At 63.5% G+C, this 16,476-nt stretch carries 19 protein-coding genes; 14 read left to right on the forward strand and 5 right to left on the reverse strand.

Annotated features, from left to right (window positions below):
• Positions 1–2 precede the first annotated feature (2 nt).
• The 3 genes from NLM32_RS21770 to NLM32_RS21780 all read right to left on the reverse strand — a co-directional run bounded on the left by NLM32_RS21770 (position 3) and on the right by NLM32_RS21780 (position 1,983).
• Positions 3–785 (reverse strand): sulfite exporter TauE/SafE family protein, encoded by a 783-nt coding sequence (locus tag NLM32_RS21770; RefSeq protein ID WP_254130940.1) that lies wholly within the window; start codon positions 783–785, stop codon positions 3–5.
• A gap of 3 nt (positions 786–788) precedes the next feature.
• The gene (locus NLM32_RS21775; RefSeq protein ID WP_254130941.1) at positions 789–1,421 is read right to left on the reverse strand and encodes a TetR/AcrR family transcriptional regulator; all 633 of its coding nucleotides are present in this window, start codon (positions 1,419–1,421) and stop codon (positions 789–791) included.
• Between the two features lie 190 nt (positions 1,422–1,611).
• Positions 1,612–1,983, reverse strand: a complete 372-nt coding sequence (locus NLM32_RS21780) for a tRNA-binding protein (RefSeq protein ID WP_128961888.1) — start codon at positions 1,981–1,983, stop codon at positions 1,612–1,614.
• A 107-nt stretch (positions 1,984–2,090) separates the two neighbouring features.
• Between NLM32_RS21780 and NLM32_RS21785 the strand changes: the two genes are divergently transcribed.
• Positions 2,091–2,456 carry an ArsC family reductase gene (locus NLM32_RS21785; RefSeq protein WP_254130942.1) on the forward strand — a complete coding sequence of 122 codons (366 nt, stop codon included), beginning with the start codon at positions 2,091–2,093 and terminating at the stop codon, positions 2,454–2,456.
• Here NLM32_RS21785 and NLM32_RS21790 read toward each other — a convergent pair.
• Positions 2,453–3,103, reverse strand: coding sequence for a PAS domain-containing protein (locus NLM32_RS21790; protein ID WP_254130943.1), 651 nt, complete (start codon positions 3,101–3,103; stop codon positions 2,453–2,455). The two genes, NLM32_RS21785 and NLM32_RS21790, sit on opposite strands and share 4 nt — an antisense overlap.
• 340 nt (positions 3,104–3,443) lie before the next feature.
• Between NLM32_RS21790 and NLM32_RS21795 the strand changes: the two genes are divergently transcribed.
• The 7 genes from NLM32_RS21795 to NLM32_RS21825 all read left to right on the forward strand — a co-directional run bounded on the left by NLM32_RS21795 (position 3,444) and on the right by NLM32_RS21825 (position 9,936).
• On the forward strand, positions 3,444–4,199 hold the full coding sequence (locus tag NLM32_RS21795; RefSeq protein WP_254130944.1) for an ABC transporter ATP-binding protein: 756 nt from the start codon (positions 3,444–3,446) through the stop codon (positions 4,197–4,199).
• Positions 4,192–4,938, forward strand: coding sequence for an ABC transporter ATP-binding protein (locus tag NLM32_RS21800; RefSeq protein ID WP_254130945.1), 747 nt, complete (start codon positions 4,192–4,194; stop codon positions 4,936–4,938). Before NLM32_RS21795 ends, NLM32_RS21800 begins: the two co-directional genes overlap by 8 nt.
• 48 nt (positions 4,939–4,986) lie before the next feature.
• A complete protein-coding gene (locus tag NLM32_RS21805; RefSeq protein WP_254130946.1) occupies positions 4,987–6,207 on the forward strand; it encodes an ABC transporter substrate-binding protein in 1,221 nt (406 codons plus the stop codon).
• A gap of 71 nt (positions 6,208–6,278) precedes the next feature.
• Positions 6,279–7,142, forward strand: coding sequence for a branched-chain amino acid ABC transporter permease (locus NLM32_RS21810; protein ID WP_234680633.1), 864 nt, complete (start codon positions 6,279–6,281; stop codon positions 7,140–7,142).
• A 1-nt stretch (position 7,143) separates the two neighbouring features.
• Positions 7,144–8,112 carry a branched-chain amino acid ABC transporter permease gene (locus NLM32_RS21815; protein WP_254130947.1) on the forward strand — a complete coding sequence of 323 codons (969 nt, stop codon included), beginning with the start codon at positions 7,144–7,146 and terminating at the stop codon, positions 8,110–8,112.
• A 156-nt stretch (positions 8,113–8,268) separates the two neighbouring features.
• On the forward strand, positions 8,269–8,913 hold the full coding sequence (locus NLM32_RS21820; RefSeq protein WP_234680631.1) for a DUF47 domain-containing protein: 645 nt from the start codon (positions 8,269–8,271) through the stop codon (positions 8,911–8,913).
• Positions 8,914–8,928: 15 nt separating this feature from the next.
• Positions 8,929–9,936, forward strand: coding sequence for an inorganic phosphate transporter (locus NLM32_RS21825; protein ID WP_254130948.1), 1,008 nt, complete (start codon positions 8,929–8,931; stop codon positions 9,934–9,936).
• Here the strand turns inward: NLM32_RS21825 and sugE are convergent.
• Entirely contained in the window at positions 9,929–10,243 is a 315-nt protein-coding gene (gene sugE, locus NLM32_RS21830; RefSeq protein ID WP_254130949.1) for a quaternary ammonium compound efflux SMR transporter SugE, read from the reverse strand. The two genes, NLM32_RS21825 and sugE, sit on opposite strands and share 8 nt — an antisense overlap.
• Before the next feature lie 158 nt (positions 10,244–10,401).
• Here sugE and NLM32_RS21835 point away from each other — a divergent pair, with 158 nt between their 5' ends.
• From NLM32_RS21835 to NLM32_RS21860, 6 genes are all read left to right on the forward strand, one after another.
• The gene (locus NLM32_RS21835; RefSeq protein ID WP_254130950.1) at positions 10,402–12,021 is read left to right on the forward strand and encodes a peptide chain release factor 3; all 1,620 of its coding nucleotides are present in this window, start codon (positions 10,402–10,404) and stop codon (positions 12,019–12,021) included.
• A 102-nt stretch (positions 12,022–12,123) separates the two neighbouring features.
• On the forward strand, positions 12,124–12,702 hold the full coding sequence (locus tag NLM32_RS21840) for a hypothetical protein (RefSeq protein ID WP_254130951.1): 579 nt from the start codon (positions 12,124–12,126) through the stop codon (positions 12,700–12,702).
• Between the two features lie 71 nt (positions 12,703–12,773).
• Positions 12,774–13,358 (forward strand): NnrU family protein, encoded by a 585-nt coding sequence (locus NLM32_RS21845; RefSeq protein ID WP_254130952.1) that lies wholly within the window; start codon positions 12,774–12,776, stop codon positions 13,356–13,358.
• A gap of 73 nt (positions 13,359–13,431) precedes the next feature.
• Entirely contained in the window at positions 13,432–15,027 is a 1,596-nt protein-coding gene (locus NLM32_RS21850) for a class I adenylate-forming enzyme family protein (protein ID WP_254130953.1), read from the forward strand.
• Between the two features lie 172 nt (positions 15,028–15,199).
• Positions 15,200–15,853: a tetratricopeptide repeat protein gene (locus NLM32_RS21855; protein ID WP_254130954.1), complete on the forward strand. Its 654-nt coding sequence runs from the start codon at positions 15,200–15,202 to the stop codon at positions 15,851–15,853.
• A 35-nt stretch (positions 15,854–15,888) separates the two neighbouring features.
• A complete protein-coding gene (locus NLM32_RS21860; RefSeq protein WP_254130955.1) occupies positions 15,889–16,449 on the forward strand; it encodes a hypothetical protein in 561 nt (186 codons plus the stop codon).
• Positions 16,450–16,476 lie beyond the last annotated feature (27 nt).

Genomic DNA, 16,476 nt, shown 5'->3' on the forward strand with positions numbered 1-16,476 from the left:
AGCTAGCCCAGCGCCTTGTAGGTCATGTAGAGCGCCATCAGTACGACGAGGGCGATCATCGTTTGGCGCAGCACCGCCTTGCTGACGCCGTTCGCCGCCCGTGCGCCGAGATCGGTGCCGACCCAGAGGCCGGCGATAATGCCGATGATGGCCGGCCAGCCGACCATCAGTCCCTTGCTCCAGTAGATCCAGGCGGCCGGAATGTTGGTCGGGATCACCGAGAAGATGAGGCTGATGAGTTGGGCCTGATGCTGCGGCACGCGCAGGCCCGCGGCGAGGCCGACCGTGATCGCAAGTCCGCCGCCGATGCCCATGAAACCGGAGGAGAAGCCGGCAAGCACGCCGATGAGCAGCAGGGGGAGCCAGGGCAGGTGGTCCTGATCAGCGGTGGGGCTGCTACCGTCCTTGCGGTCACGACGCAGGATCAGAAGCGCGATGAGAGCGACCAGGTAGGCGACGTAGGTCCATTGCAGCACCGCGTCGGAGACGGCGGCCGCGGCGTAGCCGCCGCCCGCGCCGCCGATCAGAAATCCGACGCCGATCCAGACAATCCACAGCAACGGGCTGTGATTGCCGCTTTGCCAGTAACGACGTACGCCGGCGAGACCTGTCGGCGGGACTTGCGTGATCAGCGAGGTTCCTTGGGCGACGTGCTGCTCGGCGCCGAGCAGCAGCACCGTGAAGATGACGAGGCCGCCGCCCGGGCTCGTGCCCATGAAGCCCGAGGTCAGTCCGCCGATGAGACCGACGCCGGCACCGGCGAGGAGGTCGTGGATTGCCGACATCGTTCACGTCCTCGTTCGTCGCTTGATGTCGGGCTTGGCCGTACGAAAGCCATCGATCACGCCGGTCACAGTCGCCATGCAGGCGGCGACGTCAAAATCCTCGCCCCAGCATTTTTGCAGCACAAAGCCCTGGAAGATCGCCACCAGCACGCGCGAGATCGCATCGGCGCCGAGATCGTGCTTGATCAGGCCGTCGTGCTGGCCGCGTTCGACCAGCGCCACGATCAGCGCGCGCGGCATGTCGATGCCTTCGACAACGCTGGTGCGGACGCGGCGGTTGCGCAGCGCCTCGGCCCAGCCATGGATGCCGACGCGGCGCCGCGCTTCGCCGGCGGGATCGGTCAGCCACTGCGCGTAGACGCGCACCAGTGCGTGCAATCCTTCGATCGGATCGCCCGATCCTTGCGCGACCGAGTTGAGGACGGCCTCGCGGCGATGCCGGTCGTCGGCCAGCGCCTCGATCAGATCGTCCTTGCTCTGGAAGTAGAGATAGACCGCGCCGTGGCTCAGGCCGGACCGCTTGACGATATCGGCCATGCCGGTCTGGTGAAATCCGTCTTCGGAGAAGCAGGCGAGCGCGGCTTCGAGGATCTGCTGGCGCCGGTCTTCACGCTTCTTGTCGCTGATCTTGGGCATCCGTCCCGTCCGTAAATAACTGACCGTGCGATCGTTTTAGGAGGCAGCCAGAAATGGCTCCCACGAAGCTTACCTTAATAAAAAACGATCAGTCAGTCATTTTTAATGGCAAAGCGGTTTCCGGTCAAGTCCGGGCGATTGAGCCGAAGAAACCGGACGAGATCTGAGAGAGTCCGCGAAGGCGATTCCGCTAGAACAGTCGCCCGCCGTTCGGCACCGGCTTGCTCGGCTGCATCAGCACGACCTTGCCGTCGGCATCGGGGAAGCCGAGCGTCAGCACCTCCGAGACGACAGGCCCGATCTGGCGCGGCGGGAAATTGACGACGGCCGCGACCTGCTGTCCGACCAACGTCTCGAGCGGATGGTTCTCGGTGATCTGCGCCGAGCTCTTGCGCACGCCGATGGCCGGGCCGAAGTCGATCCACAGCCGCCAGGCCGGCTTGCGCGCCTCGGGAAACGGCTTTGCGTCGACGATGGTGCCGACGCGGATATCGACCGCGAGGAACGTGTTGAAGTCGATGGTCGGCGAGGCGGATGCCGCGGGATCGTGGGTCACGTGCATGATGTGTCCGTTCGGAAGAGGTCGAAAGCGTCTTTGGCAATATTGTCGCGCGAACCGGAGTTTCGTACAACGCCACAGCACGTCACGACGCATGCGCGAGGATCGTCTTGCCCAACATCATCTACGGCATCAAGAACTGCGACACCATGAAGAAGGCGCGCGCCTGGCTTGACGGTCACGGCGTCGCCTACGAGTTCCACGACTACAAGGCCGCCGGCGTCGAGAAGGACAAGCTCAAGCAATGGAGCGACAAGGTCGGCTGGGAGACGTTGCTCAATCGCGCCGGCACCACCTTCAAGAAGTTGCCGGACGCAGACAAGGAAGGTCTGACGGAGAAGAAGGCCCTGGCCTTGATGCTAGCGCAACCATCGATGATCAAGCGGCCGGTGCTCGACATCGGCGGCAAGCTGCTGGTCGGCTTCAAGCCTGATATCTACGACAAGGAAGTCGGCGCCAAATCGCGTAAAAGCTAATTCAGCTCGATGATTTCGGTGGTGATATCAGGACCGCCGGGCTGATCGGCGAATTCGACGACGTCAGCAGCGACGATGCGTCCGGGGGCGCGGTGAAACAGTTCGCGGTCGATCACCGTGCGCAGTTTCGGCCGCGGCAGCGCGTCATTTCCGCGCAGCAGATTCTTGATCTCGAAGCCGCCGTCCTCGCAGAAGGTCTTGAGCGAAGCGATGACGTGACTGACCTTGTCGTCGGTCAGGAAGGGCAGCAGCAGCCGTTCGTAGGCGACGATGCGGCCGTAGATGTCGTCGACCTCGGCAACGCTGTAGACCGGAAGGCCGCGGGCGACGCATTCGTGGTAGACCGGCATGACGAAGGGCGCGAGCCGCGGCCCGACATAATCCTCCAGCAGGATTCCCTTGCCGGTATGGCCATAAGCGCGCGAAATCCGTGTGCCCTCGCTCTGAATGGTCAGGCGCGGGGTCGCCGGCGAATTGTCCACCGTGTAGTAGATGAGATCGGACAGCTCCTCCTCGAGTCGCGCGGGCTGATACTCCCAGATCGCCGGCGCAGCCTGCTGGCGCGCATAAAGTCGCAGCCACGTGTTGAGCAGGTCACGCTGCTTGATCGATTTGACGACGGACGGAGCGGCGCTGGCGAAATCCAAAACAATATTCCCGGCGAATGAAACCCGCACATGATCGCCACGGTGGGGAAATTTTTGATGAAGGCTGGCGCGCGGGACCAAAGACCGTTAACGACGGCTTGATGACCGGTGTCTTGCGAACCGGACGGCCGGCAGGCGCAACATCACAAAACCTCCAACTAAGGGAGCATAAGACTCCCGGCCGGAGGCCTGACCTGCTCAGCTTTCCGCCTTGCCTAACCCCCGTCACCTCCGGCATATTCCGCGCCCGGAGGCGGCGTTCCGGGAAGGCTCCAAGGCCTCCGGAAAGCCGAAGTCACAAGGACAGCCACGCGTATTGCGCGGGCAGGGGGAAATCTGTTTGGCCGATGAGTTCATTCTCGAAACGGAAGGCTTGACCAAGGAGTTCGCGGGCTTCTTCGCCGTCCGCGACGTTGCGCTCAAGGTCCGCCGTGGGAGTATTCACGCGTTGATCGGCCCGAACGGCGCCGGCAAGACGACGTGCTTCAATCTTCTGACCAAGTTCCTCAAACCGTCTGCCGGAAAAATCCTGTACAAGGGACAGGACATCACCGCGATGGCACCCGCCGATGTTGCGCGCCTGGGGCTGGTGCGTTCGTTCCAGATCTCGGCGGTGTTTCCGCACCTGACCGCGCTGGAAAACGTCCGTGTTGCGCTCCAGCGTCAGCACGGCAGCTCGTTTGATTTCTGGCGTTCGAAATCGGTGCTCAACCGTTTCAACAACCGCGCGCTGGAATTGTTGAACGATGTTGGCCTCAGCGAATTTGCCAATACGCCGGCGGTCGAGATGCCCTACGGGCGCAAGCGCGCGCTCGAGATCGCGACCACGCTGGCGCTCGATCCGGAGATGATGCTGCTGGACGAGCCGATGGCCGGCATGGGCCACGAGGACATCGACAAGATCGCAGCGCTGATCAAGCGTATCTCGGCGAAGTACACCATCCTGATGGTCGAGCACAATTTGAGCGTCGTGGCCAATCTCTCCGATATCATCACCGTGCTGACGCGCGGGCAGGTGCTCGCCCAGGGCAATTACGCCGATCTCACCAAGGACGAGCGCGTCAAGGAAGCCTATCTGGGAGCCGGTCATGCCTGAGACTGCGATGGCCGAAGCTCCGGCGAAGGCCGCAACCGGCGGTAACATCCTCCAGGTCCGGAACTTGGAGGCCTGGTACGGCGAATCCCACATCCTGCACGGGATCAATTTCGACGTGAACGCGGGCGAGGTCGTCACGCTGCTGGGGCGCAACGGCGCCGGCAAGACCACCACGCTGAAGTCGATCATGGGCATCATCGGCAAGCGTGCCGGCTCGATCAAATTCAACAACCAGGACATCATCCGCGCGACCTCCGACAAGATCGCGCGGATGGGCATCGCGTTCTGCCCGGAAGAGCGGGGGATTTTCTCCAGTCTCGACGTGCGGGAGAATTTATTGCTGCCGCCGGTGGTGCGCCCGGGCGGACTGCCGCTCGAACAGATCTTCGATCTGTTTCCGAACCTGAAGGAGCGGCTCAACAGCCAGGGTACCAAGCTGTCCGGCGGCGAGCAGCAGATGCTCGCGATCGCGCGCATCCTGCGCACCGGCGCCAGCTTCCTGATGCTCGACGAGCCGACCGAAGGTCTTGCGCCTGTCATCATTCAGCAGATCGGTCACACCATTGCGCGGCTGAAGAAGGAAGGTTTCACGATCCTTCTGGTCGAGCAGAACTTCCGGTTCGCATCCACCGTTGCCGACCGCTATTACGTCGTCGAGCACGGCAAGATCATTGACGGATTTTCCAATGCGGAGCTTGCCGCCAACATGGACAAGCTCCACACCTATCTCGGCGTCTAGTCCGGCCAGAGGTCGGACGGTCACGAGAAGATTCACGAGGGAAGTAGCATGAAAAAGTCGATTGCATCGTTGTTGCTCGGCACGGCGTTGGCCGTTACCACCGCTGGCGCGGCTTTCGCGCAGGACAAGACGGTCAAGATCGGCGCGCTGTCCGATCAGTCCGGTCTCTATGCGGACCTCGGTGGGCCCGGCTCGACGCTCGCAGCCCAGATGGCGGTGGAAGATTCCGGCCTCGCCGCGAAGGGCTGGAAGATCGACATCATCTCGGGCGATCACCAGAACAAGCCGGATATCGGCACCGCCATCGCAAGGCAGTGGTTCGACGTCGATAAGGTCGACATCATCGTCGACGTGCCGAATTCCGGCGTGGCGCTCGCGGTCAACAACGTCGTGAAGGAAAAGAACGGCGTCTATATCAATTCGGGCGCGGCGACCTCCGATCTCACCAACGCGCAGTGCTCGCCTAACACCGTGCACTGGACCTACGACACCTACATGCTGGCCCACACCACGGGCCAGGCCCTGGTGAAGGCCGGTGGCGACACCTGGTTCTTCCTGACCGCGGACTACGCCTTCGGTGCGGCGCTCGAGCGCGACACCACCGCCGTCATCACCGCCAACGGCGGCAAGGTCGTCGGCGGCGTCAAGCATCCGCTCAACACGCCGGACTTCTCGTCCTTCCTGCTGCAGGCGCAGGCCTCCAAGGCCAAGATCATCGGCCTTGCCAATGCCGGCGGCGACACCACCAATACGATCAAGCAGGCGGCCGAGTTCGGCATCGTCAAGGGCGGTCAGAAGCTCGCGGCGCTGCTCTTGTTCCTCACCGACGTCAAGGCGATCGGCCTGGAGACCGCGCAGGGCCTGAACTTCACCGAGACCTTCTACTGGGACATGAACGACCAGACCCGGGCTTTCTCCAAGCGGTTCTCGGAGAAAATGAAGAACGGCGCGATGCCGACCATGGTGCAGGCGGGTGTCTATGCGGGCGTGCGCCACTATCTCAAGGCGCTGGACGGGTTCGGCGGCAATCCTCATGATGGCGTCAAGGTCGTCGAGAAGATGAAGTCGATGCCGACGGAAGACGATCTGTTCGGCAAGGGCGAGATCCAGCCCAACGGCCGCACCATCCACAACGCCTATCTGTTCGAGGTGAAGAAGCCCTCCGAGTCCAAGGGACCGTGGGACTTCTACAAGCTCGTCGGCACGGTGCCGGGCGATCAGGCCTTCACGCCGCTCTCCGAGAGCAAGTGCGCGCTGCTTAAGAAGTGAGACCAACAGCCCGCCGGCGATGACCGGCGGGCGCTACTTTGGGAACGCCGAAGGGACTGGGTGCTGGATCGATGCAGGCTCTCTACGCACAGCTACTGGTGGGACTGATCAACGGCTCGTTCTACGCGCTGCTCAGTCTCGGGCTCGCCGTCATCTTCGGCATGCTCAACATCATCAATTTCGCCCATGGCGCGCTCTACATGATGGGCGCCTTCGTCGCCTATTTCCTGCTGAACCTCGGTGGCATCAGTTACTGGTGGGCGCTGCTGTTCGCGCCGATCATCGTCGGCATCTTCGGCATGATCCTGGAACGGACCATGCTGAAATTCCTGACCGGGCTCGACCATCTCTATGGTCTGCTGCTGACCTTTGGCATCGCGCTGATCGTGCAGGGTGTGTTCCAGAATTTTTTCGGGTCCTCCGGCCTGCCTTATGCCATTCCGGATCAGCTCAAGGGCGGCATGAATCTCGGCTTCATGTTCCTGCCGATCTATCGCGGCTGGGTGGTCATCTTCTCGCTGGTGGTGTGTCTTGCGACCTGGTTCCTGATCGAGAAGACGCGGCTCGGCGCTTATCTGCGCGCGGCCACTGAAAACCCGACGCTCGTGCGCGCCTTCGGAATCAACGTGCCGCGCATGATCACGCTGACTTACGGATTGGGCGTCGGCCTGGCCGCGCTCGCTGGCGTGCTCTCGGCGCCGATCAACCAGGTGCGGCCGCTGATGGGCGCCGACCTCATCATCGTCGTGTTCGCGGTGGTGGTGATCGGCGGCATGGGATCGATCATGGGCTCCATCATCACCGGCTTCGCGCTCGGTGTGATCGAGGGCCTGACCAAATATTTCTACCCCGAGGCCTCCAACACCGTCGTGTTCGTGCTGATGGTGCTGGTGCTCTTGGTGAAGCCAACGGGATTGACGGGAAGGGCAGCCTGACATGACAGCCTTGACGGACGACACGCTGCCGGTAGCTCCGCGGGCGATGCGCGACGAGATGATCGTCTTCGTGGTGATGGCGCTGCTGCTGGCCTCGGTGCCTTTCAGCGGCATCTATCCGTTCTTCGTGATGCAGGCGCTGTGCTTTGCGCTGCTTGCCTGCGCCTTCAATCTCTTGATCGGCTATGGCGGCCTGTTGTCGTTTGGCCATGCGATGTTCATGGGCACCGCGGGCTATTGCAGCGCGCACGCGCTGAAAGTATGGGCGCTGCCGCCTGAACTCGGCATCCTCGTCGGCATAGCCGCCGCGTTCGGGCTGTCGCTCATCACCGGCTACATCTCGATCCGCCGCCAGGGCATCTATTTCTCGATGATCACGCTGGCGCTGTCGCAGTTGCTGTACTTCATCTATCTGCAGGCGCCGTTCACCCATGGCGAGGACGGCATCCAGGGCATTCCGCAGGGGCACATGTTCGGTGTGCTCGATCTGTCGAAGCCGACCGTGCTCTACTACGTCGTGCTGGTCGGCTTCCTCGCGGGCTTCCTGCTGATCTATCGCATCATCAACTCGCCGTTCGGCGAGGTCCTGAAGTCGATCCGTGAGAACGAGCCGCGCGCCATCTCGCTCGGCTACAGGACCGATCAGTACAAGTTCCTGGCGTTTGTCCTGTCGGGGACGCTGGCGGGCTTTGCCGGCGCGCTGAAAGTGTTCGTGGCGCAGAATGCCTCGCTCACCGACGTGCACTGGTCGATGTCGGGCGAAGTCGTGCTGATGACGCTGGTTGGCGGTCTCGGTACCGTCTTCGGTCCCGTTGTCGGCGCCTTCGCGATCATCGCCATGCAGCAATATCTGGCCGGATTCGGCCAGTGGGTGACGGTGATCCAGGGCTCGATCTTCGTGATCTGCGTGCTCACCTTCCGCCGTGGTGTCGTCGGCGAATTTGCCCATTACTTCCGGCGGTCGCTCTAAATCATTGATATCGCACCAATTCCGTTGGTGCGTAAATCCGGTGGATGATCCGGCTCCGCGGGCGTGAGATGACACGCGCGCGGAACGAAAATGGTCTATGACAGTTTTGTGACGATCCGTTCGGGTCGGGCCATGTCCAGCCGGTAGACTATACCCATGATGCGATGGTTTCGTGCTTTCCTGCCCAAGGAAGAACGGTTCTTTGACCTGTTCGACCGCCACGCCCAAACCGTGATCCAGGGCGCGATCGCGCTTCAGGGCGTGTTGAACGGCGGCGAGGAGACGCCGGTCTACTGTCAGCGTGTCAACCAGTTCGAGAACGATGCCGACAACATCACCCGTGAGGTGCTGACGGCGGTGCGCCGCACGTTCATCACGCCGTTCGACCGCGGCGACATCAAGAACCTCATTACCTCGATGGACGATGCCATCGACCAGATGCAGCAGACCGCCAAAGCCGTGATGCTGTTCGAGGTCCGCACCTTCGAGCCGCCCATGCGCGAGATCGGTGCACTCCTGATCGAGTGCGCCAATCTGGTCGGACGTGCGCTGCCGCTGATGCAGTCGATCGGGCCCAACGTCGCGATGCTGACCGCGATCACCGAAGAGCTGACCAAGCTCGAAGGCCGCGTCGACGACCTCCATGACATCGGGCTGAAGGAGCTGTTCCTCAAGCACCGCGACGGCAGCGCGATGGACTTCATCGTCGGCGTCGAAATCTACGACCACCTCGAAAAGGTGGCCGATCGCTTCGACGACGTCGCGAACGAGATCAACAGCATCGTCATCGAGCAAGTTTAGGGCAGGGGCCGCGCCGTGGATGCTGCGTTGGGTCTTCCCGTCCTGGTCGGATTGATTGCCGTCGCGCTGCTGTTCGACTTCCTGAACGGCCTGCACGATGCCGCCAACTCGATCGCGACCATCGTTTCGACCCGCGTTCTGCGGCCGCAATTCGCGGTGTTCTGGGCTGCGTTCTTCAATTTCGTCGCCTTCATGGTGTTCGGCCTGCACGTCGCGCAGACCATCGGCACCGGTATCATCGACCCCGCAATTGTCGATGCCCAGGTGATCTTTGCAGCGCTTGTCGGCGCCATCGTCTGGAATCTCGTGACCTGGGCGCTCGGCATCCCGTCTTCCTCGTCGCATGCGCTGATCGGCGGGCTCGTCGGCGGCGGCATGGCCAAGGCCGGAATCTCGGCGGCGGTCTGGAGCGGGCTGACCAAGGCGGTCCTGGCGATCGTGCTGTCGCCGCTGGTCGGCTTCCTGCTCGCGATGATGCTGGTTGCGGTCGTATCCTGGCTCTCGGTGCGCTCGACGCCGTTCGCGGTCGACCGCGCCTTCCGCATCCTGCAATTCGCCTCCGCCTCGCTCTATTCGCTCGGGCACGGCGGCAATGATGCGCAGAAGACGATGGGCATCATTGCCGTGCTGCTCTATTCGCAGGGCCATCTCGGCGGCGAATTCACGGTGCCGTTCTGGGTGGTGCTCTCCTGCCAGTCGGCGATGGCGCTGGGCACGTTGATGGGCGGCTGGCGTATCGTCCGCACCATGGGGCTGCGCATCACCAAGCTGACGCCGATGCAGGGTTTTTGCGCCGAGACCGGCGGGGCGGCGACCCTGTTCATAGCCACCTTCCTCGGCGTTCCCGTCTCGACCACCCACACCATCACCGGCGCCATTGTCGGCGTCGGCGCCGCGCGGCGCGTCTCGGCCGTACGCTGGAACGTGGCAAGCTCGATCGTCTATGCCTGGGTGATCACGATCCCGGCCTCGGCCATCGTCGCAGCACTCTCCTGGTGGGCGGTCCAGCTCTTCCTCAGGTAACGAATTTGAGCCCCGCGATGCCCGCGACGATCAGGGCGATGCTGGCGAGCCGGAAGGCTGTGGCGGGCTCGCCGAACAGGATGATGCCGAGCGTCGCGGTGCCGACCGCACCGATCCCGGTCCAGACCGCATAGGCGGTTCCGACCGGCAGCGACTTGAGCGCCAAACCGAGCAGGATCACGCTGCCGGCCATGGCCGCGAGCGTGATGACGGACGGAACTAGCCTGGTAAAGCCCTCGGTATATTTCAGGCCAATCGCCCAGGTGATCTCGAGAAGACCGGCGACGAACAGGATGCTCCAGGCCATGACGACCCTCCATTCAAGGCAGGGTCGTCCCCGCAGGCTGTTATGCTGATGAGCAGGAAGGTCGTCCTCCCGGAAGCCGATATGGGGCTGGCCGAAGGGCTCCGCAATCACCAAATGAGGCTTGATTGGGCCCATTTTCCCTGCCAAACGCTCCCGCCATGTCCGACATCGCCACCACAGCCGAATCGCCGGCCCGTTCCCCGCTTGCCGCAGAAGTGTCGCGGCGTCGCACGTTTGCGATCATTTCGCACCCTGACGCCGGCAAGACCACGCTGACCGAGAAGCTGCTGCTGTTCGGCGGCGCCATCAATCTGGCCGGGCAGGTCAAGGCCAAGGGCGAACGGCGCAACACCCGCTCGGACTGGATGAAGATCGAGCGCGAGCGCGGCATCTCGGTCGTGACCTCGGTCATGACCTTCGAGTTTGAAGGCCTGGTCTTCAACCTCCTGGACACGCCCGGCCACGAAGACTTTTCGGAAGACACCTATCGTACGCTCACGGCGGTCGATTCCGCCGTCATGGTGATCGACGCGGCCAAGGGCATCGAGGCGCGGACGCGCAAGCTGTTCGAGGTGTGTCGTCTGCGCGACATCCCGATCATCACCTTCATCAATAAAATGGATCGCGAGAGCCGCGACGTTTTCGAGCTGCTCGACGAGATCGAAAAGACACTGGCGCTCGACACCACGCCGATGACCTGGCCGGTCGGCCGCGGCCGCGACTTCCTCGGCACCTACGACGTCGTCAATGGCGGCGTACGCCTGCTCGAGGGCGGCGGCGCCAAGACGGGCGCTGCGCAGCAGATCGAGATCGCCGAGCTCGCCAAGCTCAATGCGAATCTCGACGTCTCCGGGGTGAAGGACGAACTCGAGCTCGTGACCGAGGCTTCAAAACCGTTCGAGCTCGACGCGTTTCGCGAGGGCCATCTGACGCCGGTTTATTTCGGCAGCGCGCTGCGCAATTTCGGCGTCGGCGATCTCCTGGAAGGCCTCGGCAAGTTCGCGCCCGAACCGCGTGCGCAGGACAGCGACCAGCGCAAGGTCGAAGCCACCGACCCGCGCATGAGCGCCTTCGTGTTCAAGATCCAGGCCAACATGGATCCGAACCACCGCGACCGCATCGCGTTTGCGCGGCTGTGCTCAGGCAAGCTCAGCCGCGGCATGAAGGCGAAGCTGGTGCGCACCGGCAAGAGCATGCCGCTGTCGAGCCCGCAATTCTTCTTTGCCCAGGACCGTTCGGTGGCGGACGAGGCCTTTGCAGGCGACGTCGTTGGCATTCCCAATCACGGCACGCTGCGCATCGGCGACACGCTGACCGAGGGCGAGGATTTCAACTTCGTTGGTGTGCCGAGCTTCGCGCCCGAAATCGTTCGCCGGGTGCGTCTCACCGACGCGATGAAGGCGAAGAAGCTGAAGGAAGCGCTTCAGCAGATGTCGGAAGAGGGCGTCGTGCAGGTGTTCCGTCCGCGCGACGGCGCACCGGCGCTGGTCGGCGTGGTCGGCGCGCTGCAGCTCGACGTGCTCAAGGCACGGCTCGAGGCGGAATACTCGCTGCCAGTCGAGTTCGAGGTCAGCGAGTTCCAGCTCGCGCGCTGGGTCTCCTCGGAGGACCGCAAGAAGCTCGACACCTTCATTGCTTCCAACACCTCCAGCATCGCCGACGACGTCGATGGCGATCCCGTGTATCTGGCACGGAACGAGTTCTATCTCGGCTACACCAGGGAACGCGCCGAGGGGATCGAGTTCACCAACGTCAAGGACGTCAAGAAGAAGGGGTAGGGCGCACCCCGGCGGCTTAAGCGCGAGCATGTGAACGCGCGCGGGCTTGACGCTTGCTGCGGCGGTGCCACGTTGGTCTACATGATATCGCGAGCGCGCATCATGTGGCGTGGCATCCTCATCTTTCTCCTTCTGGCGATCTCAACCGTCGCGGTCGACGCGCAGCGCCGGCAGATCAATCCGATCCCGTTTGCGCACGAGCCGTGCAGTGTGCTCGACGGCCGTCCCTGCACGCCGTCCTATTGCAGCCCGCTCGATCACGGGCCCTGCATTCCCGAGATGGACTATCCCTACGGGCAGAACCTCCAGCTCACGATCGAGAGCGTCCCGTCAGAGGCTGATCGGGCCAAGTACCAGAAGCCGGATCACGATCTCGATACGATCGGCGACCTCTTTGCCGAGCTGCGCACCTGCTGGTCGCCGCCATCGGATAATGCCCGCGCGGGCATGCAGATGGCGGTGCGTTTCAGCTTTAACAAGACCGGGGGGCTGATCGGCCCGCCGCGCCTGACATATGCGACCGCAGGTGTTCCGGCGGACACAAGAACGGCCTATCTCAACGCGATCAATTCATCGCTGAACGCCTGCCTGCCGTTGAACTTCACCAGCGGCCTCGGCGGTGCCCTGGCCGGGCGTCCGATCGCGATCCGCTATGTCGATAATCGAGAGACTGGCAAGTAGCGCATCAGTTGCGACCGGCGGCCGATCGGTGATACGCCATGGGCGGGGGCGCTGGTTGAGGGGAGGATGTCGTGGGTCTGCTGGTCATGATCCTGGGGCTGGTGCTGTTTTTCGCCGCCCATGTTTTCACAACGAAACGAGAGGCACGCGCGCAGGCGATCGCGCGGCTGGGTGAGGGGACCTACAAGATCCTCTATTCGGTCGTCTCGCTCGCGGGGCTGGCGCTGATCGTCTGGGGCTTTGGCCATTATCGCGCGACCGGCTGGATCGATGTCTGGTATCCGCCGAAGGCGATGAAGCACATCACGGTCGCGCTGATGCTGCCTGCCGTCATCCTGGTGGTCGCGTCATATTTGCGGGGCCGCATCTATGCGACGCTGAAGCATCCGATGCTCGCCGGCATCAAGCTGTGGGCGGCGGCCCATCTGCTCGCCAATGGCGATCTCGGCTCCATCATCCTGTTCGGCTCGTTTCTGGGGTGGGGGGTCTATGATCGCATTTCGCTCAAGCATCGCAAGGATCCCGGTGGCCCGCCGATCCCGGTGGGCGGCGTTACCAACGATCTGATCGCTGTTGCGGTCGGTATCGTCGCCTATCTGGCGCTGGCGTTTGCGTTCCACCCTGTTGTGATCGGCGTTCCCGTCATGGGCGGCTAGCCGATCGGCGCAAGACATCATCTCCGTACTCATGTGCGGAAGGTGACAAAAGCAACAAGACGAGGACCCTCCGATGGACTGGTCGCAATCTCAGATTCCGCCGATGCGGTTCGAGGCGCGTTTTGGCGATCGGGTGGTCCCGGCCTTCACCGACCGGCCGGCTAGTCTCTGGGCGATGATCGCGGAGGCTGCCGCGCGCAACGGCGATGGCGAAGCGCTGGTCTGCGGTGACGTTCGCCTCAGCTGGCGACAGGCGGTGGAGCAGGCCGCGCGGATTGCATCGGGCTTTCGCAAGCTCGGCCTGCAGCGCGGCGACCGCGTCGCGATCCTGCTCGGCAACCGCATCGAATTTCCGCTGCTGCTGTTTGCCGCCGCGCATGAGGGGCTGGTCACCGTGCTGCTCAGCACGCGCCAGCAGAAGCCGGAGATCGCCTATGTTCTCACCGATTGCGGCGCCAAGATCCTGATCCACGAAGCCGGTCTCGCCGCGCGGTTGCCCGACGCACAGGATGTGCCTGATGTCGTCCATCGCGTCGCCGTCGACAATGATCCGCAATTGTCGCGCTTCGCGGTGCTCGCCGACAACGCACAGGCCATAGCACCGGTCGAAGTGAACGAGGAGGATACCGCGATGATCCTCTACACCTCGGGCACCACGGGCAAGCCGAAGGGCGCGATGCTCGCCCATTGCAACATCGTGCATTCCTCGATGGTGTTCGTGTCCTGCCTGCAATTGACGAAGGTCGACCGCTCGATCGCAGCCGTCCCGCTCGGCCATGTCACGGGTGTCGTCGCCAACATCACGACCATGATCTGCTGCGGCGGCGCGCTGATCATCATGCCGGAGTTCAAGGCTACCGATTATCTCAAGCTCGCGGCGCGCGAGCGCGTCACCTACACGGTGATGGTGCCGGCGATGTACAATCTCTGCCTGCTCCAGCCGGATTTCGACAGCTATGATCTCTCGAGCTGGCGCATCGGTGGTTTCGGCGGCGCGCCGATGCCGGTTGCGACGATCGAGAAGCTCAAGGCGACGATCCCGGGCCTGAAGCTCGCGAACTGCTACGGTGCGACCGAGACCACGTCGCCGTCCACCATCATGCCGGGCGAGCTGACGGAGAGCCATATCGACAGCGTTGGCCTGCCGTGTCCCGGCGCGCGGATCATCGCGATGGGGACCGAGGGACGCGAGCTGCCGCCCGGCGAGATCGGCGAGCTCTGGATCCAGAGCGCCTCCGTCATCAAGGGCTACTGGAACAACCCGAAGGCGACAGCGGAAAGTTTCACTGCCGGCTTTTGGCATTCGGGCGATCTCGGCTCGGTCGACGCCGAAGGGTTCGTCCGTGTCTTCGACCGGCAGAAGGACATGATCAATCGCGGCGGCCTCAAGATCTATTCGGCCGAGGTCGAATCCGTGCTGGCTGGCCACCCGGCCGTGGTCGAGAGTGCGATCATCGCCAAGCCATGCCCGGTGCTCGGCGAACGCGTCCACGCGGTCGTGGTCACCCGCGTCCAGGTCGGCACCGACGACTTGAAGGCCTGGTGCGCCGAGCGCCTGTCCGACTACAAGGTGCCGGAGACCATGACGGTCACCGCGGAGCCCCTCCCGCGCAACGCCAACGGCAAGGTGGTGAAACGCCAGCTGCGGGAGCTGCTGGTTGGGGCCTGAATGGAGGCGGGTGGGGTACCGGGATATCCCGGATCGCGTGTTAACGCCTTGATCGGCCTTGCTTTGCCTTGCCACCGCCATATCGATAGGGTATCGCCGCCGCCACGTGGGGACGGGCTTTAGACGCGCACGATCTGGCGCGCGCTCCCGGCCGGGCATGGGATTAGCATAAGTGTCTGAATTATTTGACGAAGTCGACGAGGAAGTACGTCGCGAGCAGCTCAAAAAGCTGTGGGACAAATATTCGCTCTACTTCATCGCCCTGATGGTGCTGGTCGTGGCGGCCGTGGGCGGCTGGCGCGGCTACCAGTATCTCGAGGCCAAGAAGGCCGCCGAGGCCGGCGCGACCTTCGAGAAGGCCGTGGAGCTGTCGGAGCAGGGCAAGCACGCGGAGGCCGAGACGGCCTTTGCTGACCTCGCTGCCAAGGCTCCGTCCGGCTACCGCACCCTGGCGCGGCTCCGGGCCGCAGCCGAGGCCTCGGCCCGCGATCCCAAGGCCGCCGCCAAGATGTATGACGACATCGCCGCCGACAGCGGCGTCGGCAGCGAATGGCGGGATCTTGCCAAGATTGGCGCGGCCGGCCTGCTGGTGGACAGCGCGAGCTACGCCGACATCCAGCAGCGGCTGGAAACCTCTGCCGAGCCCAGATCGACCTTCCGCCACAGCGCCCGCGAATTGCTGGCGCTGTCGGCCTGGCGCAACAATGACATGACCGCGGCACGCAAATGGGTCGACGCGATCGCCGAGGACGGCGAATCGCCGCCGGGCCTGCGCTCGCGCGCGGAAGCGCTTCAGGCCTTGCTGCCGCCCGTCGCCAAGAGCTGAGCCGACGGTCCCGAGAGCCCAGACGAGATTCTGATATGCGCCGCACGCCACGTTTGATCGCAGCCGCCGTTCTGATCGCCTTCACGGGCGTCCTGGGCGGTTGCTCCAGCTTCGATCCGAGCGATCTCCTGGACTTCCTCGACACCAAGAAGAAGTTGCCGGGCGAGCGCAAGCCGGTGTTCCCCGAGGGCGTGCCAGGTCTGGAGCAGGGCGTGCCGAAGGACATGTACAAGGGCGCGCAGCAACAGCAGGATCCGAACGCGCCTGCCGTCGCGGCGTTGCCCGCCGAGCCGCCGCCGGCTGAGACCGCCAAATCGTCGAAATCCGCCAAGGGCAAGAAGACCAAGCAGCCGGCCGCGACGGCAGCCGCACCGGCTGAAGCGCCGGCCGGTGAGGTTGACGGCGAGGCCCAGCCCGAGGCCGCACCGGCGCCGGCCGCTCCGCCGCCCAAGCAGAAGATCGTCCGCAAGCGCACCACCGCGCCGCCGCCGGATCAATCCGCACAGCAGCCGGCGCAATCGGCGCAGACCACCCAGCAACAGCAGACGCAGGGAGCCTTCCCGGCGCCGATGCCCAGCGGCAGTTTCTCGCGCTGATATTTTTCACCGATTTGACAGGCGCTA

Origin of the sequence: Bradyrhizobium sp. CCGUVB14, assembly GCF_024199935.1 — a bacterium.
GTDB lineage: Bacteria > Pseudomonadota > Alphaproteobacteria > Rhizobiales > Xanthobacteraceae > Bradyrhizobium.

Excerpts from the sequence above, each read along its gene's own strand:
- NLM32_RS21805 (WP_254130946.1), top strand. The coding sequence starts at position 4,987 with ATGAAAAAGTCGATTGCATCGTTGTTGCTCGGCACGGCGTTGGCCGTT.
- NLM32_RS21770 (WP_254130940.1), bottom strand. The coding sequence starts at position 785 with ATGTCGGCAATCCACGACCTCCTCGCCGGTGCCGGCGTCGGTCTCATC.
- NLM32_RS21860 (WP_254130955.1), top strand. The coding sequence starts at position 15,889 with ATGCGCCGCACGCCACGTTTGATCGCAGCCGCCGTTCTGATCGCCTTC.
- NLM32_RS21775 (WP_254130941.1), bottom strand. The coding sequence starts at position 1,421 with ATGCCCAAGATCAGCGACAAGAAGCGTGAAGACCGGCGCCAGCAGATC.
- NLM32_RS21800 (WP_254130945.1), top strand. The coding sequence starts at position 4,192 with ATGCCTGAGACTGCGATGGCCGAAGCTCCGGCGAAGGCCGCAACCGGC.
- NLM32_RS21850 (WP_254130953.1), top strand. The coding sequence starts at position 13,432 with ATGGACTGGTCGCAATCTCAGATTCCGCCGATGCGGTTCGAGGCGCGT.
- sugE (WP_254130949.1), bottom strand. The coding sequence starts at position 10,243 with ATGGCCTGGAGCATCCTGTTCGTCGCCGGTCTTCTCGAGATCACCTGG.
- NLM32_RS21815 (WP_254130947.1), top strand. The coding sequence starts at position 7,144 with ATGACAGCCTTGACGGACGACACGCTGCCGGTAGCTCCGCGGGCGATG.
- NLM32_RS21840 (WP_254130951.1), top strand. The coding sequence starts at position 12,124 with ATGTGGCGTGGCATCCTCATCTTTCTCCTTCTGGCGATCTCAACCGTC.
- NLM32_RS21810 (WP_234680633.1), top strand. The coding sequence starts at position 6,279 with ATGCAGGCTCTCTACGCACAGCTACTGGTGGGACTGATCAACGGCTCG.
- NLM32_RS21820 (WP_234680631.1), top strand. The coding sequence starts at position 8,269 with ATGATGCGATGGTTTCGTGCTTTCCTGCCCAAGGAAGAACGGTTCTTT.
- NLM32_RS21835 (WP_254130950.1), top strand. The coding sequence starts at position 10,402 with ATGTCCGACATCGCCACCACAGCCGAATCGCCGGCCCGTTCCCCGCTT.
- NLM32_RS21780 (WP_128961888.1), bottom strand. The coding sequence starts at position 1,983 with ATGCACGTGACCCACGATCCCGCGGCATCCGCCTCGCCGACCATCGAC.